Below are 25,637 nucleotides of genomic sequence, written 5' to 3'. Positions count from 1 at the left end.
TGCTCTATTGTCGCGGCAGGTAGTTGAAATGGGTGAATGCGGCGGGCAATCCCGAGCCGCTGGTGTCGAAACACACCATGCCCGTGAAGGCGCCGGTGAACGATGCATGCTCGCCGCGACCGCCCTCGTCGGAAATCACCGCCGCATCGAGGACGGGACCGATGGGGCGCCATTCCCCGCCTTCCTGCCGCCAGAAAAACTGCTGGCGCGCGTGATCGACCTCGACGCGCATCTCGATCGGCCCCTCGGCGACCGGGACCGGCTGGTCGAGCGGCAGGGTCAGTGCACCGTCCGGCCAGTCGCCGTTGCAGGAGAGTATGGTGAGCGCGCGACCGGTTCCCGGTTCGTGGGTCACGAGCAGCGCATGGAACTTGTAACGGTTGTAGTAGGTCGTCAGTCCCGCGGCCTGCTGGTAGGTGACGGGTTCGAACGAGACCTGCGTTTCCGCCGCATAGGCGAGATGTTCCTGCCGCCGTGCGACAAGCGCCTGCTCGAACCAGCTGCCGATGCTTTCGCGCCCGATCAGGGTCAGCACGCCATTGCCGAGCCGGAAGATGCGGTCGGTTTCCGGCGTTCGCAGCCACTGGAACTCGTCGGGCAGCATGTCGCCGTCGAATTTTCGGCGCACCGCTTCCGGTTCTGCTGGCACGGTGCCGGTCGGGGAGGGCACCTCGACGCGCGGGAGCAATCCGCCGCCTTCCAGGTAGAGCCAGTCGTCTTCTCCCCATACGCAGCGCTCGATGCCGGTTTCGCGCCCCAGGGGGCAGAAACGTCCGGTCCCGTCCGGTCCGGGAATGGGCCGGCCCATCAGGAAGGTGTGATAGATGTCGCCCCAGTGGGTCTCGACATACTGACCATGTCCGGTGCGCTGTAACGGATGGTCGGGTGCGTCCGTGGTGCAGATCAGGTGCCTGTTCGGATGGTCCTCGTAGGGGCCGGTGATCGAGCGCGATCGCGCCATCGTGACGGCATGGCCGTAGCCGGTGCCGCCTTCCGCCGTGGTGAGATAGTACCAGCCGTTGCGCTTGAAGATGTGCGGCGCCTCTGTCAGCCCCCTGTCGGTACCGGGATAGATGTTGGTCACGGGGCCGATCAGGCCCTTTTCCGGGTGCCATTCCTGCAGCAGGATGCCGTCGAAGGAGGCGTGTTTCGGGTTTCCGCCGGTGCCCGGCCCGCGATGGTTCCACTGCATGTTCATGAACCATTTCCGCCCGTCGTCGTCATGGAACAGTGACGGGTCGAAACCGGACGAGTTCACATGGACAGGATCGGACCACTCGCCGTCGACCGTCTCGCAGGTGGTGATGTAGTTGTGGGCGTCCTTGAAGTTCCCGTCGAGCCGCTTCACGTCCGTGTAAACCAGCCAGAACCTGCCGTCGGCATGGGAAAGGCACGGCGCCCAGATGCCGCAGCTGTCGGGATTGCCGCGCATGTCGAGTAGTTCTTTGCGATCGAGCGGTCGTGCGACAAGGGTCCAGTTCACCAGGTCGCGCGAATGGAAGATCTGCACCCCGGGGTACCACTCGAAGGTCGAGGTCGCGATGTAGTAATCCTCGCCTGCCCGGCAGAAGGAGGGATCGGGGTTGAAGCCGGGCAGTATGGGATTGCGGATCATCGCTGCGCCGCTCCCTTCTGTTGTTCGGCGGATTGCGCCCACAGGTTTATGTTCTCTTCGTCGGCATACTTGTCGATTTCGGCCAGTTCCTCCGGCGTGAATTCGAGGTTCCCGACGGCGCCGGCGCAGTCGATCACCTGCTCGGGTCGCGATGCGCCGATAAGCGCGGATGTGATGCCGTTTTCGCGCAGCACCCAGGCGAGCGCCATCTGGGCAAGCGACTGGCCCCGACGCTGCGCAATCTCGTTGAGCTTCTTGATGTGCTCGATCGTCTTCTCGTTCAGGAATTCGGTTTTCAGGGACTTGCCCTGCGCCGCGCGGCTGTCCTGCGGAACGCCCTTCAGGTACTTGTTGGTCAGCATGCCCTGGGCGAGCGGCGTGAACGCGATCGAGCCGATGCCGAGATCCTTGAGCGTTTCCTTCAGGCCGTCGCGCTCCACCCAGCGGTTGAGCATGTTGTAGGAGGGCTGGTGGATCAGGCACGGCGTGCCGAGATCGTTCAGGATCTTCACCGCTTCCCTTGTCCGCTGCGAATTGTAGGAAGATAAGCCCGCATACAGCGCCTTGCCGGAACGGACGATCTGGTCGAGCGCGCCCATGGTCTCCTCCAGCGGCGTGTCGGGATCGAACCGGTGCGAGTAGAATATGTCCACATAGTCCAGTCCCATCCGCTTCAACGACTGGTCGCACGAGGCGATCAGGTATTTCCGGCTGCCCCACTCGCCGTAGGGTCCGGGCCACATCAGGTAGCCGGCCTTGGAGGAAATGATGAGCTCGTCGCGGTAGCCCTTCAGGTCGGTGCGCAGGATCTCGCCGAACGCCTCCTCGGCGCTGCCGGGCGGCGGGCCGTAATTGTTGGCAAGGTCGAAATGGGTGATCCCGTGATCGAACGCCGTTCTGACGATGGCGCGCTTGGTGTCGTGCGGCGTGTCGTGGCCGAAATTGTGCCACAGGCCGAGCGAGATCGCCGGCAGGTCGAGGCCGGAGCGGCCGCAGCGGCGATAGACCATTCGTTCGTATCGGTTTTCGGCTGGTATCCACATTGACTTGCCTTTCAGGTCGTTTTCAGCAGGGCCTTCGCTTCTTCCACCCCGAGCGGGGCCGGCCGCTCGCAGCGTGTAGAGATGGAAATGCAGTTTCCGGTTTCTCCTGCCTTGAGGATCGAGGTCATGACGTCGACCGCATGTAGCGCAAGTTCGGCGGAACAGCGATGTGGCCGGTTGTCCAGGATGGCGAGCGCCATGTCGGCAAGGCCCGCGGCGCGGTAGTTCGCGGCCATGCCGGAGCCGTGCTTCTCGTTCGGCACCGCGAAGGGGTGGTTCCATTCCGGCAGCGCCTCGACCGGCTCGGCCCCCTTCGTCACCGACACCTCCCCGCCGAAGAAATTGGGATCCGGCACCTGGATCGTGCCCGCCTCGCCGTACAGCTCCATGTTGTTGTGCGTGTGGTGCCACACATCCCAGCTCGCCCCAAACATGACCGTCGCCCCGTTCTCGAACTCGAGCAGCGAATGAACGGTGGTCGGGGTCTCGACCTTGATCTTCTCCCCGTGGCGCGGCTCTGAGGTGATGGTACGCTCGGGGGCCGGCGTGGAAGAGAGTGCGACCACGCGCTTCACCGGCCCGATAAGCTGGATAAGGTTGGTGACATAGTATGGTCCTACATCGAGCACCGGGCCTGCACCGGGTTTGAAGAAGAAGTCCGGATTTGGATGCCAGTGCTCCATGCCGTGGCTCATGACGAAACACGTGCCCGACGTGATCCTGCCCACTGCTCCGTCATCTATGATGTGGCGCGCGAACTGGTGTGCGCCACCGAGAAATGTGTCCGGCGCGGAGCCGATGCGCACGCCCTTGTTCTCCGCCGCCTTCAGAAGCGCCGCGCCTTCCTCCAGCGAGAGTATAAAGGGCTTTTCCGAATAAACATGCTTTCCGGCCTCGACCGCCATGCTCGAAACGGCATAGTGGGCGGTCGGAATCGTCAGATTGACCACGATGTCGATATCGCTGGCCGCCATGAGGCCATCCACCGTTTCCGCACGGATTCCGAACTCCGTTGCCTTGGCTTGCGCCGCGGCTGCATTGATGTCCGCGCAGGCCCGGATCTCGATTCCCCTGAACATTGGCGCCAGTGACAGATAGGCGGTCGAAATGTTCCCGCAGCCGACGATTCCCACTCCAAGCTTAGCGGCCATGTTCAAGTCTCCCCTGCAATCTTGCGGACCGCCTCGATCGAGCGGCTGGCGAAGCGTCGGTCGTCATTCGGCTTGTCGTGCTCCATGACGAAAAGGTTTGCCGGTGTGGCTCGGAGCGCCGTCCAAAGCTCGTTCCAGTCCATCGTTCCGTGTCCGACATCGGCCCAGCCGTCCTCGTCAATGCATTCGCCGGCCGGCGCGATGTCCTTCACGTGAACAGCCGAGATGCGGTTGCCGTGGCGGCTGATCCAGTCGAGAGGGTCGGCACCACCTCGCACGATCCACGCGATATCCGCCTCCCAGGAAAGCCCCGGGCCGCCTTCGAGGATATGTTCCATCGGCACCGTGCCGTCGGGGAGCGGCGCGAACTCGAAATCGTGGTTGTGCCAGCCGAAGGTCAGGCCCGCCGCGCGAAAAGGCTCGCCGATCTTCTCCAGCCGGCCGCCGAACGCTCGCCAACCCTCCGCGTCTGTCGGCCGCAAATTGGTAGCCAGATGTGGGCAGTACACGGCCCGCATGCCCGCCGCCCTGGCAATGGCGATTGCCCCGTCCGGGTTGTCCTCAAGCAGGTCCAGGCCGAAATGGCCGGACGGCATGGAAAGACCGCTTTCAGAAATGGCGTTCTTCAGCAAGTCGAGATCATCGTAAAGGCCACCATAGCCTTCGACCTGCGAGTAGCCGAGCTGTTTCAGCATTCCGAGCGTGTCGGTAAGGGGCGGGAATTCCCGGGAGGAATAGAGCTGGTAGGAGATTTCGGTCATGTCTTTGCTTGCTCCGCAATGTTGGCGCTGCCCGGGCGCCGGGCTATCGGATTCCAATTCCCGCGCGAGGCGGGGAAGGGTCAAAGGCGCATTTCGGTCTCCGATGAGAAGATCGATGCCCGCGCCGGGTCGAAGCCGATCGGCACGTGGTTGCCCTTTTTCAGCGATGTCTGGCCGTCGACCCGGAACCGGATCTCTTGGCCGCCGAGTTTCGACCACACGAGGGTGTCCGCTCCCATCGGCTCGATCACATCGACGACGACCTCGGCCCTGATCGGCTGGTCCGCCGCGGCCTTTCCGGAGGCTATGTGCTCCGGGCGAATGCCGAATATGGCGGCACCGGCCGCGGGCATGCCATCCGAGAACTCGTAGCGTTCCAAGTTGATTTCGGTTTCATCGGTACGGAATGCCGGTGCGCCGTCGGTCTCGACGGTGCCGTCGATGAAGTTGATTCCGGGCGAGCCGATGAACCCTGCAACATACTTGTTGACCGGCCGGTTGTAGATCGTTGCCGGGTCGGCGAGTTGTTGGATCGCCCCACCCCGCATGATGGCGATACGATCGGCCAGTGTCATGGCCTCGATCTGGTCGTGTGTAACATAGATCATTGTCGTGTTTTCGAGCTGCTGGTGCAGCCGCTTGATCTCGACGCGGAGTTCCGAGCGTAGCTTGGCGTCGAGGTTGGACAGCGGCTCGTCGAACAAGAATACGTCCGCATCGCGCACCAGCGCCCGGCCGATGGCGACACGCTGGCGCTGACCGCCCGAGAGCTGGGCTGGTTTCCGGTGCAGAAGGTTGTCGATCTGCAGGATGCCGGCGGCGCGTTTCACGCGTTTCTGGATTTCAGCGCGTGGCATTCCCTGGTTCTTTAGGCCGAAGCTGAGATTGCCTTCCACCGTCATCTGCGGATAGAGGGCATAGGACTGGAACACCATGCCGATGCCGCGGTCCTTCGGCTGTTCCCATGTCACGTTGCGGCCGTTGATGAAGATTTGCCCGTCGCTGACGTCGAGCAAGCCGGCGATGCAGTTGAGCAGGGTGGATTTCCCGCATCCCGACGGTCCGAGGAGAACAAGAAACTCGCCTTTCATCACGTCGAGATTCAGGTTTTCGAGTACGCGAACGGCCCCGAAGTTAAGGCTCACGTCGCGGATGGATACGCTTTCCATGAGTATTCAACCTTTCACGGCGCCGGCCGCGATGCCGCGCACGAACAGTTTGCCGGATACGAAGTAGATGAAGAGCGGGACGAGCCCGGTGAGCAGCGTTGCGGCCATGTTGACGTTGTATTCCTTCACGCCCTGGACCGAGTTGACGATGTTGTTGAGCTGCACGGTCATCGGATAGGTGTCGGGCTTGGTGTAGACGACGCCGAACAGGAAATCGTTCCAGATGCCCGTGACCTGCAGGATCATCGCGACCACGAAGATCGGAAGGCTCATCGGCAGCATGATCCGGAAATAGATTCCCCAGAAACCAGCGCCATCGACACGCGCTGCCTTGAACAGCTCTTCCGGCAGCGAAGTGAAGTAGTTGCGGAACAGCAAAGTGAGGATCGGCATTCCGAAGATCGTGTGCACGAGCACGAGGCCCGACAATGTGCCGTAGAGGCCGATTTCCCGCAGGATGATGACGATCGGGTAGAGCATTACCTGGTAGGGGATGAACGCTCCGAAGATGAGGATGGTGAAGAACACGTCGGCGCCCTTGAAGCGCCAGTTGGCCAGTGCGTATCCGTTCACCGAGGCCACCGCGATCGACAGGAATACCGAAGGCACGGTGATCCGCACGGAATTCCAGAAACCGCGCGAAAGCCCGTCGCAGTTGAGGCCGGTGCATGCCTCCGCCCAGGCCTTCACCCATGGCTCGAAGGTGATCTCCAATGGCGGCGCGAAGATGTTGCCGAGACGGATTTCCGGCATGCCCTTCAGCGACGTGACGATCATCACATAGAGCGGCAAAAGGTAGTAGAGCGAAACGACGATGAGCGTCCCGTAGAGGAAGATGTTTCGTCTCGAGATCCGCGGACGCGGTCTTGGTCCGTGCGGTCCGTCGAGCAGGCGCGCGTCGGAAGGTGACTTGTCGGCCGCTGCCGTCTCGATCGTTGCCGGGCTAGCCATGTTTCTTGCTCCCGAATTCGAGATATGCCCACGGTACGAGGACAATCAGCACGGAAAGAAGCATCATTGTCGACGCAGCGAAGCCCTGGCCAAGGTTCTGGCCCTGGAACATGTAGTCGTAGACATATTTTGCCGGCACTTCAGAAGCGATGCCGGGTCCGCCGCTGGTCTGCGCGACGACGAGGTCATAGACGCGCACGATCCCGGACGCGATGATCACGAGCGTCGTGATGAAGACCGGTCGCATCATCGGAATGATGATGAAGAGGTAGGTTTTCCAGGTCGGTATCCCGTCGACCCGGGCCGCTTTCCACACGTCTTCGTCGATGCCTCGCAGACCGGCCAGCATCAGGCACATGATAAGGCCGGTTCCCTGCCACAGCCCTGCAATGAGAATGCCGTAGATTACGATGTCCGCGTCATAGAGTGGGTCGACCGAAAAGCTCTCCCAACCCAACTTGCGGATGATGTTCTGAACACCGAAATCCGGGTTGAGAAGCCATTGCCAGACGAGACCGGTAACGATGAAGCTGAGCGCGAAGGGGTAGAGAAGGATGGTCCGGAACGTATTCTCGAACCGGATCTTCTGGTCGAGCAGTGCCGCCAGCAGGAAACCGATAACGAGGCTGAAGACGAGAGAACATATTCCGTAGATGAGAAGGTTCTCGATCGATACGATCCAGCGCTCCGTGCTCCAGAGCCGCTCATATTGGTCGAGGCCCACAAACTTCATGCGAGGCAGGAGCTTGGAGCCTGTAAAGGAATAGACGATGGTCCAGACCGTGCCGCCGAGAAAGATGCACAGTGCCGTCAGGATCATCGGGATCGCGGCTATCTTCGCATTCAGGTTGCGGAATAGCCGAACAGGACGCGGGTGCAGCGTCATGACCGGTCGTCTCCTTGTTGACCTTGTTCGAGGCTACCGCCGACCCGCCCGCAGACGGGCCGGCGGAAGGCATAAGTCATGCCCGGGAGAGGATCAGTCCTTGTTCTTGACGATTTCGACGAACCGCTCTTGTGCCGCTTCGGGCGTGATCGACGAATCCTGGAAGAACTGGACGAACAGGTCGTTCAGCTGGTTGTTGGTGTCTTCCGTGTTCAGCATGTTCACGTCCGGCATCGTTTTGCCGGCGGCGAGGATTTCCAGCCCCTTCTTCATGCAGTCGTTCGCTGCGGATAGGTCGATGTCGCCGCGGATCGGAAGCGAACCCTTTTTGAGGTTGAAGTTCACCTGGGTCTCCGGCGCCAGCAGGGTCTTGGCCAGCACATTCTGCGCCTCGGTGATTTCCGGGTCGTCGACGACGGGGAAGTAGAAGGCATCACCGCCGGTGGAAATGACTTCGTGTACGCCCAGGCCCGGCAGGCAGCTGTAGTCCGAACCTGCACTTTCACCGGCAACGGCAAATTCGCCCTGCGCCCAGTCACCCATGATCTGTCCTCCGGCCTGGTCGGTGATCACGAGGTTCGTGGCCTGGTTCCAGTCCTGGACGTTCGATCCATCGGCCATCGATCGGGCATCGGCAGCAGCCTGGAAGACACGTGCCATTTCCGGTCCCGCAGCCAGCTCGGTATCTCCCTCGCCGTAGATTTTCTCGAGAATTTCGGGTCCGGCCAACGTGGCCATCAGCACGTTGAAAAGGCCGGAGCTTTGCCAGGGCTGACCACCGAGGGCAAGCGGCAGCTTGCCGGCTTCCCGAAGTGCCGGCGCTGCAGCAACAAACTCGTCCCAGTTGGTCGGAACAGCAACCCCGGCATCCTCGAATGCCTTGTTGGAAAGCCACAGCCACTGCCACGAATGGATGTTGACGGGTGCACAATAGATTCGGCCGTCGACGGTGCAGGCGTCAAGCAGCGACGGCGGATTGACCACATCGCGCCAGCCCTCGGCCTCAGCGATTTCGGTCATGTCGCGTAGCAAGCCGGCCTCGATCAGCTCTTCGGCCTGGCGACCGTGGTTGAACTGAAAGGCCCCCATTGGGTCTCCACCGATGATGCGGCTGACGATGATCGGACGTGCCGTACCGCCGGAACCCGCGATCGCACCGTCGACCCATTTGTGGCCTGTGGCGTTAAAGGCCTTCGCGAATTCCGCGACTGCGGCAGCTTCGCCGCCCGACGTCCACCAGTGGGTCACTTCCAGGTCCGCGGCGCCGCCATTGACCACCGACAAGCCAAGTACGCTCGCGCTCGCAAGCATCGTCCTCATGAACTTCATGGTTTCCTCCCGTTTTGCCTGTTTGCCGGCGTTGTCAGTGCGACAAGCGCGCCGGCGACCTCCATTCATCGGCCTCCCACCGATGTAATCGATTACAAAATGGGATTGCCCCATTCCGTTGCAATCGATTACATTATAGGTTGCTGGCGAATTTCGATTGAGTCAAATCTTTTTTTTGAGCTTTGAAAAAAATGAATTTCGACGGGAACTTAGACGGAAAGCCGACGATGCGCGCGCCAAAGATCAAGGATGTTGCCAGGCTCGCTGGCGTCTCTACGGCCACCGTCAGCCGCGCGCTGAACCGGCCGGATACCGTTGCAGAGTCGACGCGCAAGGCCGTTGTGGAAGCGGCCGTCAGGACTGGCTATCGCATCAATCTTGCCGCCCGCAATCTGAGGCGGCAGCGCACCGGCGCTGTCGTCGTACTCGTTCCGAACCTCGGCAATCCGTTCTTCTCGGAGATCTTGTCGGGTATCGAGGTCACGCTAGCCGCCGCGGGGCTTAGCGTACTGGTCGCTGATACAAAGCATTCGGCCGTGCCGGCCGGTCTCGTTTTCGACTATCTTCATCGCGGAAGGGCAGACGGTATCATATCGCTCGACGGGGCGTTGCCCGAGATAATATCGGCCTTTCCTCAAGCCGAAGGGGCATTGCCGCCGATAATCTATGCCTGCGAGTGGAACGATACTGTTCCCATGCCGAGCATCCGTGCCGACAATATCGCCGGTGCATCAATGGCGGTTTCCCATCTCGTCGAGCTTGGGCACACGCGTATCGGTCATATTCGCGGTCCTGCCGACAACATCCTTACACAAGTGCGCTCGGCGGAAACTCGGGATGCGATCATCGGCCATGGGCTTGCCGTCCGGCCGGATTGGTTCTTTGACGGAGATTTCTCGCTTGCCAGCGGCCGCCGCGTGGCCGAGCAGTGGCTGGCGCTGGATGATCGTCCGACGGGAGTATTCTGCTCAAGCGACGAGATGGCCCTCGGCTTCATCTCGGGCCTGCATGAAAGCGGTGTGAAAGTGCCGGAAGATGTTTCCGTCGTCGGGTTTGACGATATCGAAATCGCCCGACATTTCATACCTACTTTGACGACAATCCGTCAGCCGCGAACTGAATTGGGAGTTGCTGCGGGACGTCTCCTGATCCGGCTCGTCGAAGGTAGCAGTACGGTGCTTAGCGATTACAGGGAAATGATACCGGTGGAGTTGGTTGTCCGCGGTTCGACAGGCGCTCCCCGATAGGGATGATCGCGGAAGTCGTGGTAAGTACAAACCGCCGGTACATTGCGGCGCAGCTGGGTAGGCGGGACGCTGCTGTACGCAGGCGCGGGCAGAGACGATGAAGGCGACCTTTCATTGCCGCCCCATCGGCTAGGAGTCGGCTTCCGCGTTCTCGGTCCAGTCCATCAAAGCTCGTGCGGTCATCAGGTCCAGATGAGCGCCGCCTCCATTCTTGAGCACTGTGATGTCGCCGGGGCCCTGCCTGCCCGTCCCGCCCTGCTCGAGATCGTACAGGTCCCCGAGAACGTCCTTGCGCGAGATCGTGCCCTCTTCGAGGGGAATGAGGAGTTCGCCGATATGCTCGATGGTCGTGTCGTAGCTGTCCACGAAGATGCGCGCCTTTCTGAGGACGGTGTCGTCGGCTTCCCGCATGTCCGCCTTGAAGGCACCGATCAGGTCCACGTGTGTGCCCGGCCGGATCCAGTCGCCCTTCAGGATTGGCGTTTTGCTCATCGTGGCAGTGGAGATGATGTCGGCTTCTGCCGCGGCCGCGGCAAGATCTTCGACGGGCTCGACAACGGTCGCTCCTTTGCGGTGGCGCGCCGCCAGCGCGCGGCTCTTTCCCGGATTGCGACCCCATAGCAGGATGCGCTCGAGACCGGGGAAACAGGCCGGGTATGCATCGATCAGGCTTTCGGCCACGACGCCTGTACCGACGATGAGAAGGGTGCGGCTGTCCGGCCGGGCCAGGTGCATGGCGCCATGGAGAGAATCGGCTGCAGTCTTCCAGTAGGTGATCAACCCGCTGTCGATTATCGCAAGCGGCGATCCGGTCCGGTCGTCGAAGACGAGCATCGCACCCTGGACAGACGGCCTGCCTTCGCTCTGGTTGCCTGGAAATACCGTGAACGACTTGACGCCGATGCCGAGCCCCTCGATCCATGCGGCCCGGTTGACGCATGCATCGTCTCCGCGACCGAGGAACTGGTCGCGGATTTGTGCGCGCGGAAGCCGGTGGCCGCTTGCCAATGCGTCCACCACCTGTCTCCAGCCGAAACCGGAAGGCAGGGCGCTGCTGTCGATATAGCGCAGGGGAGCGACCATGGATCTACCTGCTGGCCGCCGTGATGATGATCTCGACCTTGTATTCGGGCGCCGCGAGCCTCGCCTCGCCGCAGGCGCGGACGGGTGCGTGACCTTCCGGTACCCAGGCATCCCATACGGCGTTCATCTCCTCGAAATCGGCCATGTCGGCAAGCCAGATGATCGCCTGGAGAATGCGGGTCTTGTCCGATCCCGCCTCGTCGAGCAGCCTTTCGATCGCATCGAGACAGTCCCGGGTCTGTTGCGCGACGGATCCCTCCGGACGCCCGACCTGGCCTGCCAGATAGACCGTGTCGCCGTGAACCACGATCTGGGACATGCGTTTGCCAGTATGGTGACGTTTGACTGTCTCGGTCATTCGACCCTCTCCGTATCAAGTGTTGTGGTGACCGGCTTCAGCCCGGTGACTCCGGCAAGCGAGAACATGCCGATCGTCACGGTGCCGACCGAGTCTATCCCGGTTCCGAGCGGCATGCTCCGCCATGCCGCGGGGATCGTCGGGATTGGTGATCAAGTCAAGCTGTGCTGCAAAAAATTGTCATGGTTGAGATCCGGCATCGGGGTTTCGACGAGAGGGGGGAACATTGCGGAGGCGAAATGTGTTTTGCGCCTGCGGGGACAGGACCGGCCGCTGAAACAGGGATGGCTGGGGTCGATACTGCGTAATCCACGAGTGATATTGACATTTTTGGCGCCTCTCCGTAACTGGCAATATTCGAAAGATCGCAATAACTAAGGGGGAGGGGCTTGGTTATCCGCTTGATCGACGGCCTCAATGAGGTTGTGGGAAGAATAGTGGCTGTATTTGCGGTCATATTTGCTGCGATAATAATATATGATGTAGTTCTGCGTTATGGTTTTCGCGCGCCGACCAGGTGGGCGTTTGACGTTACCAAGCAATTGTTCGGATTCTATTTCGTCATGCTTGGCGGTTATGCCTTGCGGCATCAATCTCATGTCAGGGTTGACCTCGTGCTTGACCGGCTGTCGGGCCTGCCCCGCCGCATGCTTGATCTTGCCGGATACCTGGTCTTCTTCCTCCCCTTCGCCTGGATATTCGCGTCCGGGAGCTACAAGTTTGCCATGACCTCGTGGCGGCAGGGTGAAACGACCTATGGAGCGGTTCAGCTTCCGGTCTACCCACTCAAGATCGCCATGGCGGTCGCGGCGGCACTGCTGCTGATCCAGGGCGTGAGCGAGGTCCTGAAACTCATTCTCGACAAGACGGAGCCGACACCTGATGGGCGGTGAGACGATTGGCCTGATCATGGCCGGGCTGTTGCTGCTCGGCCTGTTCATGGGGCATCCGCTTGCGTTCGTGCTCGGCGGCACTGCGGTTCTGGGCGCGATCATAGCGGGCAAGCCGATGGTGCTGGGCATTGTCATCAACCGAATTTTCGGGGATGTTCTCGACAACTATACCCTGATCGCCATTCCCCTTTTCGTGCTGATGGCGCGGTTCCTGTCGGACTCGGGCGTGACCGACCGCATGTTCGAGGCGTTGCGTCTGCTGATGGCCCCGGTCAAGGGTGGACTGGCGCTGGCGGTGGTCTTCATCTCGATCTTGCTGGCCGCGACGACCGGCATCATCGGTGCATCGATCACGGTGATGGGCGTGATGGCACTGAAGCCCATGTTGCAATATGGCTATTCCCGTCGGCTTACATCGGGCGTGATCGCGGCCTCCGGCTGTCTCGGCATCCTGATTCCGCCTTCGATCATGCTGATACTGATGGCGTCATACTCGCCGCTGTCCGTCGGCGAACTGTTCGCCGGCGCCCTGTTGCCGGGCGTTGTTCTTGGGCTGATCTATGCCGGTTACGTGACACTGGTGGCCATATTCCGGCCCGAGCTTGCGCCTGCCGTGTCGCTTGAGGAAAAGGTGAGTCGTGGAGACCTGGTGCGCATGCTGCTGGTCGAGGCAGTGCCGCCGCTGCTACTGATTTTCGGCATTCTCGGCTCGATGATCCTTGGCATTGCCACCGCGACCGAGGCCTCGGCCATTGGGGCGGCGCTGGCGCTGTTCATAGTCATCGCGCGCAGGAGGTTCGCCTGGAACACCTTTTTCGGAGCGATGCGGGAGACGGCGCGGACCTCGGCGATGATCCTGTTTATCGTTGTGGGTGCAACGGCGTTTACCGGCGTGTTCAACATCACCGGTGGACTGACGGCTGCGCAAAACCTGATCCGTGGTCTGGATATGGAACCGTGGATGCTGATCGCGACGATGATGTTCATCGTGTTCGTCCTCGGCATGTTCCTGGATTGGACGGGAATCGTCCTGCTGTCGTTCCCGATCTTCCTCCCCATTGTGTCCGAAATGGATGTGAACCTGCTGTGGTTTGTCGTGCTGATGTCGGTCGTGCTTCAGACCTCGTTCCTGTCTCCGCCTTTCGGCTACGCGCTGTTCTATCTGCGCGCCATTGCGCCGCGCAGCGTGAGCACTTCGGATATCATAGTCGGCGTCATGCCGTTCATCGGGCTCATAATCGCGATGTGTGTGCTGATCGCGGTGTTCCCTGGGCTGGTGACCTGGTTGCCGGAAGTTCTTTACACCCAGTCCTAACCAAGTGGAGGTACCCATGAAGCTATCATCTGGCATGATCGCAGCGGCGGTCGCGCTGGTTTCGGCCCTGCCTGCAGCTGCGGAAGAGAGCTGGACCATGACCACGGTCTGGCCGTCCTCGCTCGAGCTTATCGAGATGGACCGCAAGTTCGTCGAGACGGCCAATGTGCTGACCAAGGGCGAGTTGACGATCGAGTTCTTCGATGGTGGCAGTCTGGTGCCCGCCGGCGAGGTTTTCGGGGCCGTTCAGTCCGGTACCGTGCAGGCCGGCGCTGATTGGCCGGGTTACTGGGCCGGTCGCGATGCTGCATTCTCGCCGCTGGCGACCCATCCCAGCCTGTTCAACGCGGTGGACTACGTGAACTGGATTCAGGAATGGGGCGGCGCGGAAATATACAACGAGGTCTATGGTCGCTTCGGCATGGTTTACCTGCCCTATGGCGTGACCAACAACGAATCCGGTTTCCGCACGAAGAAGAAGATCGAGACCACTGAAGACCTGCAGGGCATGCGCCTGCGCCTGTCTGGTCTGGAGCAGGGGCGCCTGCTTGAGAAGCTGGGCGGCAACCAGGTGTCAATGGCCGGTGGCGAGATCTACCAGGCGCTTGAGCGTGGCGTGATCGATGGTGCCGAATTTTCGACCCCGAATGTGGACTGGTCGGGCGGCTTTCAGCAGGTGACAACCAACTGGGCGACTCCCGGTTGGCACCAATCGGCCTCGGTTTTCGGCGTGATGATCAACAAGGCCGCATGGGATGCCCTCTCGCCGGAAACGCAGGCGAAGCTCAAGATCGCCGCGAATGCGACGATGCTCTGGTCGCTCGCATTTACCGAGTACCGGGCGAACGAGGCTTACCAGAAGTTCAAGGACGCGGGCATCGAAATCACCCGTTACGATGACGAGACGCTGGCTAATATCCAGAACATGGCCAACGAGGTTATCGTGGAAGTCGCATGCGAGAACCCGACCTCGGCCAAGGTGTATCTCAGCCAGCTCGAATATCTCGACGACTACAAGAACTGGCGCGAAGCGTCGGCGCCGTTCAACCTGGGCCGCACGCCGAGCGGCCCGGACATCGAGAAGATTCGCGAGTGTGCCGGCAACTGAGGCCGGACGCCTGATTGTCGATGAAGTGGAGAGCCGCCCGGCCGGGCGGCTCTTCTGTTTGTGGTCGGACACGGCGATGCCTGCGCTTGGCCGACGCCGTGATTTTCCGCTTGGCGGCATCCTCGGTGTTGGCGTTGATGCCGGGAGCGGATCTTGGTTCGGCGTTGATTGCCGGAGAGGTGCTGGATCTGTGACATCTGGCTCACGATGCGGGTCGGCAGTCTGTGCTGCTTCATATTTCGCTGAACGCAGCGCTGAGCTATGTAGCCTATCCGATTGCGGAGGAAGCCGTCGATCTGCTCGACAGCCGCCTTGCGCCTCCTAGAGTCTCCGGCGAGACGGGATGATTTGCGATCCGAGCAAATCCGGGCTTCATCTCTGTCGTTCGGAGCGTCGTCGCACAACTTCATAGATTACGGCACCGACGATGGTGACCGCGATCATGATAAGCGCAAGCGCGTTGACCGCAGGGGTAAGCCCCGTGCGCACCTTGGTGGCTATGAACACCGTAAGCGGTGTCTCGAAGCCGCGTACAAAGAGCGTGGTGTTGTAATTCTCGATGGATTGCAGCACGGCCAGAAAGCCGGCCGCTATGAGGGCAGGCTTCAGGAAGGGGAGCAGCACACGACGGAATACCATGAAGCGGGAGGCCCCGAGGCCGATGGCAGCTTCCTCCTGCGTGCGATCGAAGCGTTGCAGGCGGGCGATCACCATGAGCATCACATAGCAGATGATGAACGTGGATTGCGCGAGCACGATGAGGAAGAGCCCGCCGCCAACGCCCAGCTGGCGCCATAGCACGAGCGTCGAGATGCCGATGACGACACCGGGGGTCAGCAGCGGGGAGACCATCACCGCGTACATGAAGCTGCGGGCCCGGGCGTGAAGGCTGGTGAGCACGAGCGCGGCTGCGGTTCCGATGGGCACCGACACGAGCACCACCAGAACGGCGACGATGAACGAGGTCCATAGTGCCTGCCACATGCCGGTATCGGCGGCGAGCTGGTTGAACCACTCGAGCGTTGTGCCGCGCCAAGGCGTGACCGTGGGAAAGCGGCTCGTGTTGAAGGTGGCCGCCGCCATTATGACGAGCGGTGCGAACAGGTAAACGAAGAAGGCCGCGAAATAAAAGCCGAACAGCCCTCGCAGTATACGGTCTGCCATGCTCATTTCGCCACATCCGTCAGGTTGACGCGGGCAAGCTTGAGCGTGGCCAGAACCACGACCAGGCACAGGACCAGGAGCACCAGCGCATAGGCCGCGCCCCGGTTCCAGTCGCCCCCCTCGAAGAACCAGTTGTAAATGATCTCGGTGAACCAGCGGCTGCCCGGGGCCCCGAGCAGAGCGGGTGCAACATAGCTGCCCGCCGCAAGCATGAATGTGAAAACGCAACCTGTCGCTATGCCGGCCTTGGCGTGCGGGATGACCACGCGCAGGTGCGTGCGCCAGGTGGACGCACCGAGATCCCTCGCCGCCTCGATCTGCGACTTGTCGAGGGATTCAATGGCATTGTAGATCGGGAACAGCATGAACAGGATGTAGGCATAGACCATGCCCGCCAACACGCCGGCATTGCCGTACCAGCGCACCGGTTCATCGATGACGCCAAGGAAAAGCAACAGCGCATTGAGGGGCCCTCGGAAGGCGAGCAGGATGTACCATGCGAGGGTTCTCAGAACCTCGTTGATCCAGAAGGGGATGGTCAGGGCAATCAGGACGATGACTGTCTGGTTGGGGCTTGCCGTCTGTGCCAGCCAGTAGGCAATCGGATAGCAAACGATCAGGGTGAGGAATGCAACCAGCGCGCTCGCCCAGATCGTCTTGTAGAAGATGGCGCGGTGGACGCCTTCGTTCGCCAGGTAGAGGATGTTGTCGAGCGAGTAGACATCGCGCGGGCCGCCGATATCCGCCGGCGGCAGATTCGGTCGCAGCGCGTAGTCGATCATCATCAGGTTCGGCGCGAGCACCATCCCCGCTAGCCAGGCGAGCACCAGGCCGATGAAAATGGTGGTGAGTCCGCCGCCGAAGCGGTGGTAGAGATCAGACATCGGGCAGCACCACTGCGTTTTCGGCTCGGAACCCGAATGTCGCGCTGCTTCCGGCGGTCGGCGAGTTGCCGAGCTGGATGCTGGCGATAGAGGCGATCAGGGGACTGTCGTCCGGCAGCTTCCCGTGAGCCAGCGCAAAGGCGCCTTCAAAGTCGATACGCCCGATGGTCGCGGTGAGTTTGTTTTCGTCCTTCGACCCGTGCGCCAGCGCTTCCGGGCGCACGTAAAGCCTGGCAGGCATGCCGGTCGAAAGCCCGTGGCCGACGCGCCCGCGCAGCACCCCGTATGGCGTATCAAGCGACGCGATGCCCTTCTCGATCGTCGTGACCTTGCCGGCGATCGTGTTTGTCTCTCCGACGAACCGGGCAACGAATGGCGTGGCCGGGTTGTCATAGAGTTCGCGCGGCGAGCCGACCTGCTGCAGGATGCCTGCGCTCATGACGGCGACGCGGTCCGACATGGCGAGTGCCTCGGACTGGTCATGCGTGATGTAGATGAACGTGACGCCCGTGCGCTTCTGCAGCGCGCGCAACTCCGAGCGCATGTGCTGGCGCAGCTTGAGGTCGAGTGCGGAAAGCGGTTCGTCGAGAAGAAGCACCTGCGGTTCCACCGCCAGTGCGCGGGCAATGGCCACGCGCTGGCGCTGTCCGCCCGAAAGCTCGCCAGGCATGCGATCGCCATAGCCCTCCAGGGCCACGAGCGTCAGCAGTTCCTCCGCCTTCGCCCGGCGGGCGGCCTTGGCCATGCCGCGCGCCTCGAGGCCGAATGCTATGTTTTCCCACACGCTCATCAGCGGAAAGAGAGCGAGCGACTGGAAGATCATGGCGGTCGGGCGCTGGTCGGGGCCGAGGCCCGTCATGTCGCTGTCGCCGATTAGGACCTTTCCCTCCGCCGGCTGAAGGAAACCGGCGATGATGCGCAGGAGCGTCGTCTTTCCGCAGCCGGAGGGGCCGAGAATGGAGAAGAATTCTCCCGCAGCCACCGTGAAGGACACGTCGTTGACGGCGCGGGTATCGCCAAAAATCATGCTGACGTTTTGCAGATCTACCGGCTGAGACATGGGCAATCGAAAGGTGTGAGAAAAACGGGATTCGCGTGATTATGGTGAATTGCCTGAGCCATGTCCCCCTGTTGACGTTCCCCGGTCAAGTTGTCGGCAATTGTCGGTTGGCCGGGACTGCACTCTCCGCGCATGCGCGGAAAACGGCACATCGCCCGGGGGCCTGGGCGGTCCCAGGCTCCCGGGGATTTAGCAGAAAGGCGGTTATGCGGCAATGTTGGCCGGATCAGGCCGAGAGGAACCGGTCCTGATATTCGTTGCGCTTGGCAACGAACCAGCTTTCCTGGATCGGCCACCACCACAGCTTGTCGAGTGCGTCGTCCGGATAGGCGGCGGCGAAGAACGCCTTGGCGTCGTCGGACGTGAGTTCGGCCGCGCCGACCGCGGTGGAGTTGATCGAGGTGGTGTTGGTGTACATTGCCCCTGCCTCGGGCGTCAGGAACCAGTTGATGAAGGCATAGGCCTGCTCGATATTCTCCGCCCCCTTGGGGATGCACACGCCTTCCATCCATGTGAGCGCGCCTTCCTTCGGGGCGATGAACCCGATGGGCAAACCTTCCTTGGCGAGCGCGGCTGCCGTCGAATCCCAGGTCTGGCCGACCACGCAGCCATTGACGCGGAAGGCGCCCTGGGCCTCGTTCTCATTCGACCAGAATTGCGCGATGTTGGCCTTGCGCGCGATCGCTTCGGCGAGGATCACGTCATAGATCTTCACCATGTTCTCTTCGGACTTGAAGGCCTCGATCATGGGCATGGGCAACTTGCCCTCGCCTTCCAGCCAGAGCCCGAGGCCGACAAGAGCCGAATGACCGCGCACGGTGGCCTTGCCCTGCATCTCGGGCTTCCAGATGTCGCCATAAGAGGCCGAGCCATATTCGAGCGGCACCTGATCCTTGTCGTAGCTGATCGCCTCGGTGCCCCAGTCTGTCGGCACCTGATAGCGCTTGCCGTCGATGACGGCGCCGAGATTCTCGGAGTTTTTCCAGGCGCTGGGCAGGCACCGGTCCACCTCCACCTTGGACTCGTCGATCGGCTGAACGAGATCGAATTCGACATAGTTCGGTACGCGGTCGACCGTTGGCCAGATGATGTCGAAGCCGCCGCCATTGTTGGCGCGAAGCTGGTTCAGAAGCTCGTCATTGGTCCCGTACGGCGTGAAATTGGCCTTGATGCCGGTGGCCTTCTCGAAGGCGGCCAGCATCTCGTCATTGATGTAGCCGGCCCAGGCAAAAATGTTGACCGTGCCGGAGGAGCCCTGCGCATAGGCCCGCGAGATGAATGGCGCAGCCAGTGATGCCCCCGCGAGGGAAGTGATGCCCTTCGTGAACGTGCGGCGTGTTACCAGACTCATGTCACAATACTCCCGTTTGATGTTGCTTCATGCGCAGCAACTAAGCCCCTCGTGTAACTCTTGGATGACGAAAGAGCCTTTGCAAGACCGGCCATCATCCCGGATTGGCGTGGCGCGCGGAACGAGACATTGACCCGAGTTTTTCCGGGCGTCAACCGGCGGGCAGGTGCAATACGGTGCGTACTTCCATTCCGGTCTCTCGGGCGCGCCCACGAGTGACCGAGCATAGAGTGGGCCGGTTCGGCGGCCGTGCGAAACCGTAGCTGGGTTCGCGGCTGATTTGCCGGGAGTGTGTCGAGGCATTCAGTGCTGCCTTGCCGGGCTTTCCCGGAGCGGCATGGTGGTCCCTTTCGGCTCCTGCCGCCGGGACAAGGCGGATCGGTTCAGTTCGAAAGGCAGCCCTTCGATGCATGCCCGGACATGACAGAAGCAGGATCGCGATAGGCACGGAACTGGTGCCGCCGCCGCGGGTTGTCGGCTTCGCGCGCTGGCGTCACCAGGCCGCCCTGTATATCGCAAGAGCGTCCCGTTCGCTTACCTCGCGCGGATTGTTCACCAGAAGGCGCTGTTGCAGCATTGCGTCTGATGCCATCTTTTCCAGTGCGGTGTCGGGGATGCCGACATCGCGCAGCCGGGTCTGCATGCCAAGCCTCTTCGACAGGTCTGCGAGTTCCTCGACGAAGGCGGCGCATATCGCCTGATCGCCGCTGTCGCGTTCCAGGTGAGGGAAGGCGTCATGGGCGATTTCGGCATAGAGCGAGGCGGCTTCCGGCGCGTTGAAGCGCAGCACGTGAGGCAGTACCAGCGCGTTGGAAAGTCCGTGCGGCACGTGGAAGGTGCCACCGATCGGATAGGCCAGCGCGTGGACGGCGGCCACCGGCGAGTTGGCGAAAGCCTGCCCCGCCAGCATCGAGCCGAGCAGCATGGCGCCGCGCGCGTCGACATTCTTCCCGTCGAAGACTGCAGTCTCGATGTTCGCGCCCAGGAGGCGAAGCGCCTCGCGGGCCAGCAGTTTCGACAACGGGTTGTTGTTGGCGCTTTTCGAGGCATAGGCCTCGATCGCGTGAACCATCGCGTCCACGCCGGTCGCCGCCGTGATGGCGGGCGGCAGGCCGAGCGTCAGGCCGGGATCGAGCACCGCCAGGTCCGGCAGGATGACCGGCGAGGACACGCCGCGCTTTTCCTCCTCGCCGACCGTGATGATCGAGACCGGGGTGACCTCGGAGCCGGTTCCCGCCGTGGTCGGGACCAGGACGAGCGGCAGGCGAGGGCCCTTCGCGTTGCCGACGCCCCAGGCCTCGTCGAGTTCCTCCCCGGAACCGATAAGGAGCGCCGCGAGCTTGGCCACGTCGAGCGACGATCCGCCGCCGAAACCGACAACGCCGCTAGCCCTCGCCGAACGGCCGACGTCGACGGCGGCAATCAGCGTGGCGAGGCTCGGATCCGCTTCGACCGCGTCGAATACCGTCACGGCGATTCCGGCCGCCTCGAGGGAGGCGATCGCCGGGTCGCAGAGGCCGAGCTTCCGCAACCCGGGATCGGTGACGAAGAGGCATGCCGTTCCGACGATGGCGCCGGCGGCTTCCGCCAGCTTCGCGGCCGCGCCGGGCTCGAAGACCAGCGACCTGGTGGTGTTAAAGGCAAATGGCGAGATCATCATTGCGTCGCCGGCATCCGGTGCCGGCCTCCTCCCTTGCTGTGTCGTCAGTTGTCGGACTTGTCCGGAATCCTGTCTCCCGCCTGCATTTTCCGCGTCGCGAGGATGCGCCGGTCCCGCCATGCCTGGGCCGCGGGAATGGTCTCGACGGGCTGGGATGCCGACAGTTGCCCGTGGATGGTCTCGACCATCTCCGGGCCCCAGTCGTAGTCTGTGCGCGCGTCCTGTCCCATTTTCTTCATCATCGGGCCAAGTTGTCCGACGAAGCCGGCAAAGCCGTCCCGCGCATTGAGATGTGCGGTCATGAACGGGCCGATGGATGCCCATCGCAGGGCGAGGCCGCTGGTGATCACGCGGTCCACTTCCTCCGCGGTGCAATAGCCCTCGCCGACAAGATGCATGGCCTCGGCGACGAGCGTGTATTGCAGACGGTTGAGAATGAAGCCGTCGATTTCCTTTCTCACAACGATGGGATCCATTCCGGCGTCGATATAGAAGGCGCGTGCCGCCTCTATGCTTTCGGGCGCCGTCAATCCGGTGCCGCACAGCTCGACGAGCGGAATGTGCGATGGCGGGTTGACCGGATGCGCCACGAGCGCGCGCTCCGGGGCGGGGATGTCCGACAGGAAGCGAGAACCGGGCAGTGCCGATGTAGATGACAGCAGAAGGCAGGTCGCGGGGACGAGCCGCCCGATCTCGTCGAACAGGGCGCGCTTGACGTCGATGTCCTCGCGAACGCTTTCCTGCACGTAGTCGGCGTTTTCGACGGCCTGGCGAAGTTTGCCGCAAGGAATGACGCGGTCGAGGATCTCGCCCGGAGTCTCGGCTGCGGGCATTGCCTCATGGAGCTGGCGCAGCGTCGCCTCGATGCGTGGCATTGCGAATGAGTATACCGTGTCCTCCTTCGCGTCGAACAGGGACACCGTGTGTCCGGCCCGCGCGAAAACGGCCGCCCAGCCGCTTCCCACGGTGCCGACACCGATGCAGGCCACGTTAGCCATGACCGGAATCCTCCACCTCTGCCCACCGCGCTTCGAAATCCCAGACGGACTGGAAGCCGATCAGCTGGTTGAACTCGGAAAAATCGAACAGGTCGATATTGTCCGATGCCGAAGTGCCCTCGACCTTGAGTACCTTCAGCGCGTTTTCCACGGCCGCGGCGGCCGCAAGGCCGGTCATCGACGGGAAGATGGCGAGAGCGTACCCTATTTCGGCGAGCTCCGAGGCGGGACGAATGGGGGTCTTTCCGCCATCGGCCATGTTGGCCATCATTGGCGCGGGGATCAGCTCGCATGCGCGCCGCATCTCCTCCTCGCTTTCCAACGCCTCGACGAAGACGATGTCCGCGCCCGCGTCGCGATAGGCGAGGCCGCGCTGGATCGCGCCATCGAAACCCTCGACCTGGCGCGCATCGGTTCGGGCGATGATGAGCGTTTCGCTCTTCTTCTCGCGCGCTTCGCAGGCCACCTGGATCTTGCGCATCATGTCCTCGCGCGGAACGACCCGCTTGTTGGGCGTGTGGCCGCACTTCTTCGGAAATTCCTGGTCCTCGATCTGGATGGCCACTGCGCCGGCGCGCTCGTAGCCGCGAACGGTGTGGTCGACATTCAGCAGGCCGCCATAGCCGGTATCGGCATCCGCGATGACGCTGGCATTGGCGGTCCGGCAGAGGGTTTCCACCCGATCCAGCATTTCCGTGTAGGTGGCGATTCCGGCGTCGGGGATACCCTGCGCCGATGCCGTGCCCCAGTAGCCGGAGGAATAGACGAAGTCGAAGCCGATCTTGTTGCTGACCACGGCTGCGATCATGTCGTGGATACCCGGCGCGACGACGATGTTCCCGGTCTCTAGGGCGGCTCGCAGGCTCGGCTTGTTCATTGGCTTTTTCCCGTCTTGTTGAAATATTCGATGACGTCGGCCTCGCTGACGACGTCGGCGTATTTGGCGTCCATGTCGAACAGGTTCGCTTCATGGGGCGCGCTGTGGCGATCTCCGACCGCTTCGCGGGCGATGATCGGAATGAAGCCGTGCGAGCAGCAATCGACACAGGTGGCTCTCACGCAGCCGCTCGTGGTCAGGCCCGTATGGACAAGCGTGTCCACGCCCAGGGTCGCGAGCGTCGCAGCAAGGGAAGTGCCGAAGAAGGCGCTCGGGTACTGCTTGGAGACGACGAGTTCGTGCTCGCCGACTTCCATGCCTTTTGGCCACGCACCCATGGGGTTCCCGGAAACGAAGTTTCTGAGCGGCAGGGCCTTCTGGAAGAAGCGCCCGCCATCGACGCCGCCGGCCTGGTAGACGACATTCGTGTAAATGACCGGAATCCCGATCTCGCGTGCCTTGTCGCGTATACGGAGGGCGGAGGCGAGGGCGTCCTCGACATCAGCGTAAAGTTCGCATGCGGGATCGAAATAGGCTTCGACGAAATCGATCAGTATGAGCGCGGGCTTCTTGCCGAAACCGATCCTGTTTCCGTATGCGCGGCGGTAGTTTTCCTGGAGATCGCTTTCGGTACTCATCAGGCTGCGTCCTCTTTTGGGGGTATGTTTTCGAACTGCCGCGAAGCGATCACGAGCCATGGGGCCGTCTCGGCACGGCGCGCTTCATGAGCCTCGATCGCGGCCACCTCCTCGGCGAGAATGATGCCTACCTCGTCCAGCCCGGAGAGCAGCGAGCGCTTGCGGTTCGGTTCGATGTCGAAGCGGATGACCGTGCCGTCGGCCAGCTCGATGCGCTGGCTTTCGAGATCGACGGTGACCGGCTCGGCGGCGCTTGCCGCTCGTTCGACGGCCGTCATGTCGCTGCCTTCGAGGCGGATCGGCAGCAGGCCGTTCTTGAAGCAGTTGGCGAAGAAGATTTCGCCGAAGCTGCGGGCAATGACGCAGCGGATGCCGATATCCGCCAATGCCCAGACGGCCTGTTCGCGGCTCGAACCCGTGCCGAAGTTTTCCCCGGTCACGAGAATCTCCGCCTTGTCGTAAGGCGGTGTGTCCAGGACGAATGGGGAAGTGCCGCTCCTTCTTTCATTGAAGGCGTATTTGCCGAGCCCGTCGCGGTCCAGGATGAGCAGGAACCTCGCCGGGAAGATGACATCCGTGTCGACCGCGTTCTCGAACAGCGGCGCGGCGACACTTCGCAGTTTCAACAGCTTTTTCATGGTCTCAAAGAAATTCCCTGACGTCGGTGATGTGTCCTGCAATTGCCGCGGCGGCGGCCATGATCGGACTCATCAGGTGGGTTCGACCGCCAATTCCCTGCCGGCCTTCGAAGTTCCGGTTCGAGGTGGAGGCGCAACGCTCTCCCTCCGCCAGGCGATCCTCGTTGATGCCGACGCACATCGAGCAGCCCGCATCGCGCCATTCGAAGCCGGCCGCGAGGAATATCTCGTGCAGCCCTTCGGCCTCGGCCATCGTCTTGACGGATGCCGAGCCGGGGACGGCGATCGCCGCCACGCCGCTTGCGACTTTCCTCCCGGCGAGAATTCCCGCGGCAGCGCGCAGGTCCTCGATACGGCCGTTGGTGCAGGACCCGATGAAGACCCGATCGATGGCGATTTCGGCGAGTGCCGTGCCCGGCCTGAGGTCCATGTAGGCGAGGCTCTTCCTGATCTTCTCGCTGCGGTTTTCGTTCGGCTCGGCGTCCGGGTCCGGCACGACGCCGGTGACGGGCGACGTCAGTTCCGGGGTCGTGCCCCAGGATACCTGCGGGGCGAGCGCGGACGTATCGAATGTGATCTCCCGGTCGTAGACCGCATCCTCGTCGCTGCGGAGCGAGAGCCAGTCCTTCACCGCGGCCTGCCAGACATCTCCCGACGGCGCGAGCGGCCGGCCTTCCAGGTATGAGATCGTCTTTTCGTCCGGGGCAACCATGCCGACGCGGCTGCCTGCCTCGATCGCCATGTTGCAGAGCGTCATGCGCGCTTCCATCGACAGGTCCCGGACAGTCGAGCCGGAAAATTCGATTGCGTAGCCAACGCCTCCGCCGGTTCCGATCTCAGCGATCAGGGCGAGAATGACATCCTTGATGGTGACGCCGTGCGGCAGGCCGCCTTCCAGGTTGACGCGCATCGTCTTCTGCCGGCGTTGCCGGAGGGTCTGGGTCGCGAAGACGCTGGCGCATTCGCTTGCTCCGATGCCGAATGCAATGCAGCCGAACGCACCGTGGGTGCAGGTATGGCTATCGCCGCATACAAGCACGGCTCCAGGCAGCGTGAAGCCGAGTTCGGGTCCGATCACGTGGACGATTCCATGCCCGGCACCGTCCATGGGTATGTAGGTGATACCGTGCTTGGCGGCGTTCTGATTGAGGCGCTCGACCTGTTTGCGGGCAAGCTCGTCGGCGAAGGTGTCGCCGTTTCGCAGTGTGGGGACCGCGTGGTCCGCGACCGCGATATGAGCCTCCGGCCGGCGCACCTTGCGTCCCGCCTTGTCGAGGGCTGCGAATGCCTGCGGACTGGACACCTCTTGCACCAGGTGGCGGTCCACGTAGAGCAGTGCCTCGTCGTTCCCGAAATCGGTCACGACATGCCTGCTCCATATCTTTTCATACAGGGTATGTCCCGCCATTTATGGGGGGTTCTCCTTTTAAAACAAATACTTGTCGCTCCTCCGGGCCG

Annotated in this window: 25 protein-coding genes; 5 read left to right on the top strand and 20 right to left on the bottom strand. The window is 62.1% G+C overall.

The window, feature by feature from the left end; translation table 11 throughout:
- Positions 1-4 precede the first annotated feature (4 nt).
- The 8 genes from HTY61_RS12160 to HTY61_RS12125 form a co-directional block, all read right to left on the bottom strand.
- Positions 5-1,615 (bottom strand): glycoside hydrolase family 43 protein, encoded by a 1,611-nt coding sequence (locus HTY61_RS12160; protein ID WP_175277047.1) that lies wholly within the window; start codon positions 1,613-1,615, stop codon positions 5-7.
- Complete coding sequence (gene mgrA, locus HTY61_RS12155) at positions 1,612-2,658, bottom strand: L-glyceraldehyde 3-phosphate reductase (protein ID WP_175277046.1); 1,047 nt, start codon at positions 2,656-2,658, stop codon at positions 1,612-1,614. Before mgrA ends, HTY61_RS12160 begins: the two co-directional genes overlap by 4 nt.
- An 11-nt stretch (positions 2,659-2,669) precedes the next feature.
- A complete protein-coding gene (locus tag HTY61_RS12150) occupies positions 2,670-3,809 on the bottom strand; it encodes a Gfo/Idh/MocA family protein (RefSeq protein WP_175277045.1) in 1,140 nt (379 codons plus the stop codon).
- Between the two features lie 2 nt (positions 3,810-3,811).
- Positions 3,812-4,570: a sugar phosphate isomerase/epimerase family protein gene (locus HTY61_RS12145; protein WP_175277044.1), complete on the bottom strand. Its 759-nt coding sequence runs from the start codon at positions 4,568-4,570 to the stop codon at positions 3,812-3,814.
- Between the two features lie 80 nt (positions 4,571-4,650).
- The gene (locus tag HTY61_RS12140) at positions 4,651-5,739 is read right to left on the bottom strand and encodes an ABC transporter ATP-binding protein (RefSeq protein ID WP_175277043.1); all 1,089 of its coding nucleotides are present in this window, start codon (positions 5,737-5,739) and stop codon (positions 4,651-4,653) included.
- 6 nt (positions 5,740-5,745) lie between these two features.
- Entirely contained in the window at positions 5,746-6,690 is a 945-nt protein-coding gene (locus HTY61_RS12135) for a carbohydrate ABC transporter permease (protein ID WP_175277042.1), read from the bottom strand.
- Complete coding sequence (locus tag HTY61_RS12130) at positions 6,683-7,576, bottom strand: carbohydrate ABC transporter permease (protein WP_175277041.1); 894 nt, start codon at positions 7,574-7,576, stop codon at positions 6,683-6,685. Before HTY61_RS12130 ends, HTY61_RS12135 begins: the two co-directional genes overlap by 8 nt.
- A 93-nt stretch (positions 7,577-7,669) precedes the next feature.
- Positions 7,670-8,905, bottom strand: coding sequence for an ABC transporter substrate-binding protein (locus HTY61_RS12125; protein ID WP_175277040.1), 1,236 nt, complete (start codon positions 8,903-8,905; stop codon positions 7,670-7,672).
- A gap of 191 nt (positions 8,906-9,096) precedes the next feature.
- On the opposite strand from HTY61_RS12125, the gene HTY61_RS12120 reads away from it, so the two are divergent.
- Complete coding sequence (locus HTY61_RS12120; RefSeq protein WP_246272792.1) at positions 9,097-10,152, top strand: LacI family DNA-binding transcriptional regulator; 1,056 nt, start codon at positions 9,097-9,099, stop codon at positions 10,150-10,152.
- A 129-nt stretch (positions 10,153-10,281) separates the two neighbouring features.
- Here HTY61_RS12120 and HTY61_RS12115 read toward each other — a convergent pair whose 3' ends face one another.
- Both HTY61_RS12115 and HTY61_RS12110 read right to left on the bottom strand, forming a co-directional pair.
- Positions 10,282-11,235, bottom strand: a complete 954-nt coding sequence (locus HTY61_RS12115) for an ornithine cyclodeaminase family protein (RefSeq protein WP_175277039.1) — start codon at positions 11,233-11,235, stop codon at positions 10,282-10,284.
- A gap of 4 nt (positions 11,236-11,239) precedes the next feature.
- A complete protein-coding gene (locus HTY61_RS12110; protein WP_175277038.1) occupies positions 11,240-11,593 on the bottom strand; it encodes a RidA family protein in 354 nt (117 codons plus the stop codon).
- Positions 11,594-12,018: 425 nt separating this feature from the next.
- Between HTY61_RS12110 and HTY61_RS12105 the strand changes: the two genes are divergently transcribed.
- From HTY61_RS12105 to HTY61_RS19620, 4 genes are all read left to right on the top strand, one after another.
- Complete coding sequence (locus HTY61_RS12105) at positions 12,019-12,486, top strand: TRAP transporter small permease subunit (RefSeq protein ID WP_343045224.1); 468 nt, start codon at positions 12,019-12,021, stop codon at positions 12,484-12,486.
- Positions 12,476-13,801: a TRAP transporter large permease gene (locus HTY61_RS12100; protein ID WP_175277036.1), complete on the top strand. Its 1,326-nt coding sequence runs from the start codon at positions 12,476-12,478 to the stop codon at positions 13,799-13,801. The genes HTY61_RS12105 and HTY61_RS12100 overlap by 11 nt, the downstream gene beginning before the upstream one ends.
- A gap of 16 nt (positions 13,802-13,817) precedes the next feature.
- Positions 13,818-14,909 (top strand): TRAP transporter substrate-binding protein DctP, encoded by a 1,092-nt coding sequence (dctP, locus tag HTY61_RS12095; protein ID WP_175277035.1) that lies wholly within the window; start codon positions 13,818-13,820, stop codon positions 14,907-14,909.
- Positions 14,910-15,133: 224 nt separating this feature from the next.
- Positions 15,134-15,256: a hypothetical protein gene (locus HTY61_RS19620; protein ID WP_281367544.1), complete on the top strand. Its 123-nt coding sequence runs from the start codon at positions 15,134-15,136 to the stop codon at positions 15,254-15,256.
- Between the two features lie 25 nt (positions 15,257-15,281).
- Here HTY61_RS19620 and HTY61_RS12090 read toward each other — a convergent pair whose 3' ends face one another.
- From HTY61_RS12090 to leuC, 10 genes are all read right to left on the bottom strand, one after another.
- A complete protein-coding gene (locus tag HTY61_RS12090; protein ID WP_246272791.1) occupies positions 15,282-16,073 on the bottom strand; it encodes an ABC transporter permease in 792 nt (263 codons plus the stop codon).
- A gap of 2 nt (positions 16,074-16,075) precedes the next feature.
- Positions 16,076-16,957: an ABC transporter permease gene (locus HTY61_RS12085; protein ID WP_175277033.1), complete on the bottom strand. Its 882-nt coding sequence runs from the start codon at positions 16,955-16,957 to the stop codon at positions 16,076-16,078.
- Entirely contained in the window at positions 16,950-18,017 is a 1,068-nt protein-coding gene (locus tag HTY61_RS12080; RefSeq protein ID WP_175277032.1) for an ABC transporter ATP-binding protein, read from the bottom strand. The genes HTY61_RS12085 and HTY61_RS12080 overlap by 8 nt, the downstream gene beginning before the upstream one ends.
- A 226-nt stretch (positions 18,018-18,243) precedes the next feature.
- A complete protein-coding gene (locus HTY61_RS12075; RefSeq protein ID WP_175277031.1) occupies positions 18,244-19,368 on the bottom strand; it encodes an extracellular solute-binding protein in 1,125 nt (374 codons plus the stop codon).
- 493 nt (positions 19,369-19,861) lie between these two features.
- On the bottom strand, positions 19,862-21,022 hold the full coding sequence (locus HTY61_RS12070) for an iron-containing alcohol dehydrogenase (protein WP_175278532.1): 1,161 nt from the start codon (positions 21,020-21,022) through the stop codon (positions 19,862-19,864).
- Positions 21,023-21,072: 50 nt separating this feature from the next.
- Positions 21,073-22,026, bottom strand: a complete 954-nt coding sequence (locus tag HTY61_RS12065; RefSeq protein WP_175277030.1) for a 3-hydroxyacyl-CoA dehydrogenase NAD-binding domain-containing protein — start codon at positions 22,024-22,026, stop codon at positions 21,073-21,075.
- Positions 22,019-22,903 (bottom strand): isocitrate lyase/PEP mutase family protein, encoded by an 885-nt coding sequence (locus HTY61_RS12060; RefSeq protein ID WP_175277029.1) that lies wholly within the window; start codon positions 22,901-22,903, stop codon positions 22,019-22,021. Before HTY61_RS12060 ends, HTY61_RS12065 begins: the two co-directional genes overlap by 8 nt.
- Positions 22,900-23,541 (bottom strand): isochorismatase family protein, encoded by a 642-nt coding sequence (locus tag HTY61_RS12055; protein WP_175277028.1) that lies wholly within the window; start codon positions 23,539-23,541, stop codon positions 22,900-22,902. The genes HTY61_RS12060 and HTY61_RS12055 overlap by 4 nt, the downstream gene beginning before the upstream one ends.
- A complete protein-coding gene (gene leuD / locus HTY61_RS12050; RefSeq protein WP_175277027.1) occupies positions 23,541-24,179 on the bottom strand; it encodes a 3-isopropylmalate dehydratase small subunit in 639 nt (212 codons plus the stop codon). The genes HTY61_RS12055 and leuD overlap by 1 nt, the downstream gene beginning before the upstream one ends.
- Positions 24,180-24,183: 4 nt before the next feature.
- Complete coding sequence (gene leuC, locus HTY61_RS12045) at positions 24,184-25,587, bottom strand: 3-isopropylmalate dehydratase large subunit (RefSeq protein ID WP_175277026.1); 1,404 nt, start codon at positions 25,585-25,587, stop codon at positions 24,184-24,186.
- Between the last annotated feature and the right edge of the window lie 50 nt (positions 25,588-25,637).

The organism is Oricola thermophila (genome assembly GCF_013358405.1).
In the GTDB taxonomy this organism is placed as follows: domain Bacteria; phylum Pseudomonadota; class Alphaproteobacteria; order Rhizobiales; family Rhizobiaceae; genus Oricola; species Oricola thermophila.
The sequence above is the reverse complement of the archived record's forward strand: the minus strand, read 5'-3'. Positions and strand labels throughout refer to the sequence as shown.

What these genes read in the sequence shown, in the direction of transcription:
- HTY61_RS12160 (WP_175277047.1), bottom strand. Translation starts at nt 1,615, where the DNA reads ATGATCCGCAATCCCATACTGCCCGGCTTCAACCCCGATCCCTCCTTC.
- mgrA (WP_175277046.1), bottom strand. Translation starts at nt 2,658, where the DNA reads ATGTGGATACCAGCCGAAAACCGATACGAACGAATGGTCTATCGCCGC.
- HTY61_RS12150 (WP_175277045.1), bottom strand. Translation starts at nt 3,809, where the DNA reads ATGGCCGCTAAGCTTGGAGTGGGAATCGTCGGCTGCGGGAACATTTCG.
- HTY61_RS12145 (WP_175277044.1), bottom strand. Translation starts at nt 4,570, where the DNA reads ATGACCGAAATCTCCTACCAGCTCTATTCCTCCCGGGAATTCCCGCCC.
- HTY61_RS12140 (WP_175277043.1), bottom strand. Translation starts at nt 5,739, where the DNA reads ATGGAAAGCGTATCCATCCGCGACGTGAGCCTTAACTTCGGGGCCGTT.
- HTY61_RS12135 (WP_175277042.1), bottom strand. Translation starts at nt 6,690, where the DNA reads ATGGCTAGCCCGGCAACGATCGAGACGGCAGCGGCCGACAAGTCACCT.
- HTY61_RS12130 (WP_175277041.1), bottom strand. Translation starts at nt 7,576, where the DNA reads ATGACGCTGCACCCGCGTCCTGTTCGGCTATTCCGCAACCTGAATGCG.
- HTY61_RS12125 (WP_175277040.1), bottom strand. Translation starts at nt 8,905, where the DNA reads ATGAAGTTCATGAGGACGATGCTTGCGAGCGCGAGCGTACTTGGCTTG.
- HTY61_RS12120 (WP_246272792.1), top strand. Translation starts at nt 9,097, where the DNA reads ATGAATTTCGACGGGAACTTAGACGGAAAGCCGACGATGCGCGCGCCA.
- HTY61_RS12115 (WP_175277039.1), bottom strand. Translation starts at nt 11,235, where the DNA reads ATGGTCGCTCCCCTGCGCTATATCGACAGCAGCGCCCTGCCTTCCGGT.
- HTY61_RS12110 (WP_175277038.1), bottom strand. Translation starts at nt 11,593, where the DNA reads ATGACCGAGACAGTCAAACGTCACCATACTGGCAAACGCATGTCCCAG.
- HTY61_RS12100 (WP_175277036.1), top strand. Translation starts at nt 12,476, where the DNA reads ATGGGCGGTGAGACGATTGGCCTGATCATGGCCGGGCTGTTGCTGCTC.
- dctP (WP_175277035.1), top strand. Translation starts at nt 13,818, where the DNA reads ATGAAGCTATCATCTGGCATGATCGCAGCGGCGGTCGCGCTGGTTTCG.
- HTY61_RS12090 (WP_246272791.1), bottom strand. Translation starts at nt 16,073, where the DNA reads ATGGCAGACCGTATACTGCGAGGGCTGTTCGGCTTTTATTTCGCGGCC.
- HTY61_RS12085 (WP_175277033.1), bottom strand. Translation starts at nt 16,957, where the DNA reads ATGTCTGATCTCTACCACCGCTTCGGCGGCGGACTCACCACCATTTTC.
- HTY61_RS12080 (WP_175277032.1), bottom strand. Translation starts at nt 18,017, where the DNA reads ATGTCTCAGCCGGTAGATCTGCAAAACGTCAGCATGATTTTTGGCGAT.
- HTY61_RS12075 (WP_175277031.1), bottom strand. Translation starts at nt 19,368, where the DNA reads ATGAGTCTGGTAACACGCCGCACGTTCACGAAGGGCATCACTTCCCTC.
- HTY61_RS12065 (WP_175277030.1), bottom strand. Translation starts at nt 22,026, where the DNA reads ATGGCTAACGTGGCCTGCATCGGTGTCGGCACCGTGGGAAGCGGCTGG.
- HTY61_RS12060 (WP_175277029.1), bottom strand. Translation starts at nt 22,903, where the DNA reads ATGAACAAGCCGAGCCTGCGAGCCGCCCTAGAGACCGGGAACATCGTC.
- HTY61_RS12055 (WP_175277028.1), bottom strand. Translation starts at nt 23,541, where the DNA reads ATGAGTACCGAAAGCGATCTCCAGGAAAACTACCGCCGCGCATACGGA.
- leuD (WP_175277027.1), bottom strand. Translation starts at nt 24,179, where the DNA reads ATGAAAAAGCTGTTGAAACTGCGAAGTGTCGCCGCGCCGCTGTTCGAG.
- leuC (WP_175277026.1), bottom strand. Translation starts at nt 25,587, where the DNA reads ATGGCGGGACATACCCTGTATGAAAAGATATGGAGCAGGCATGTCGTG.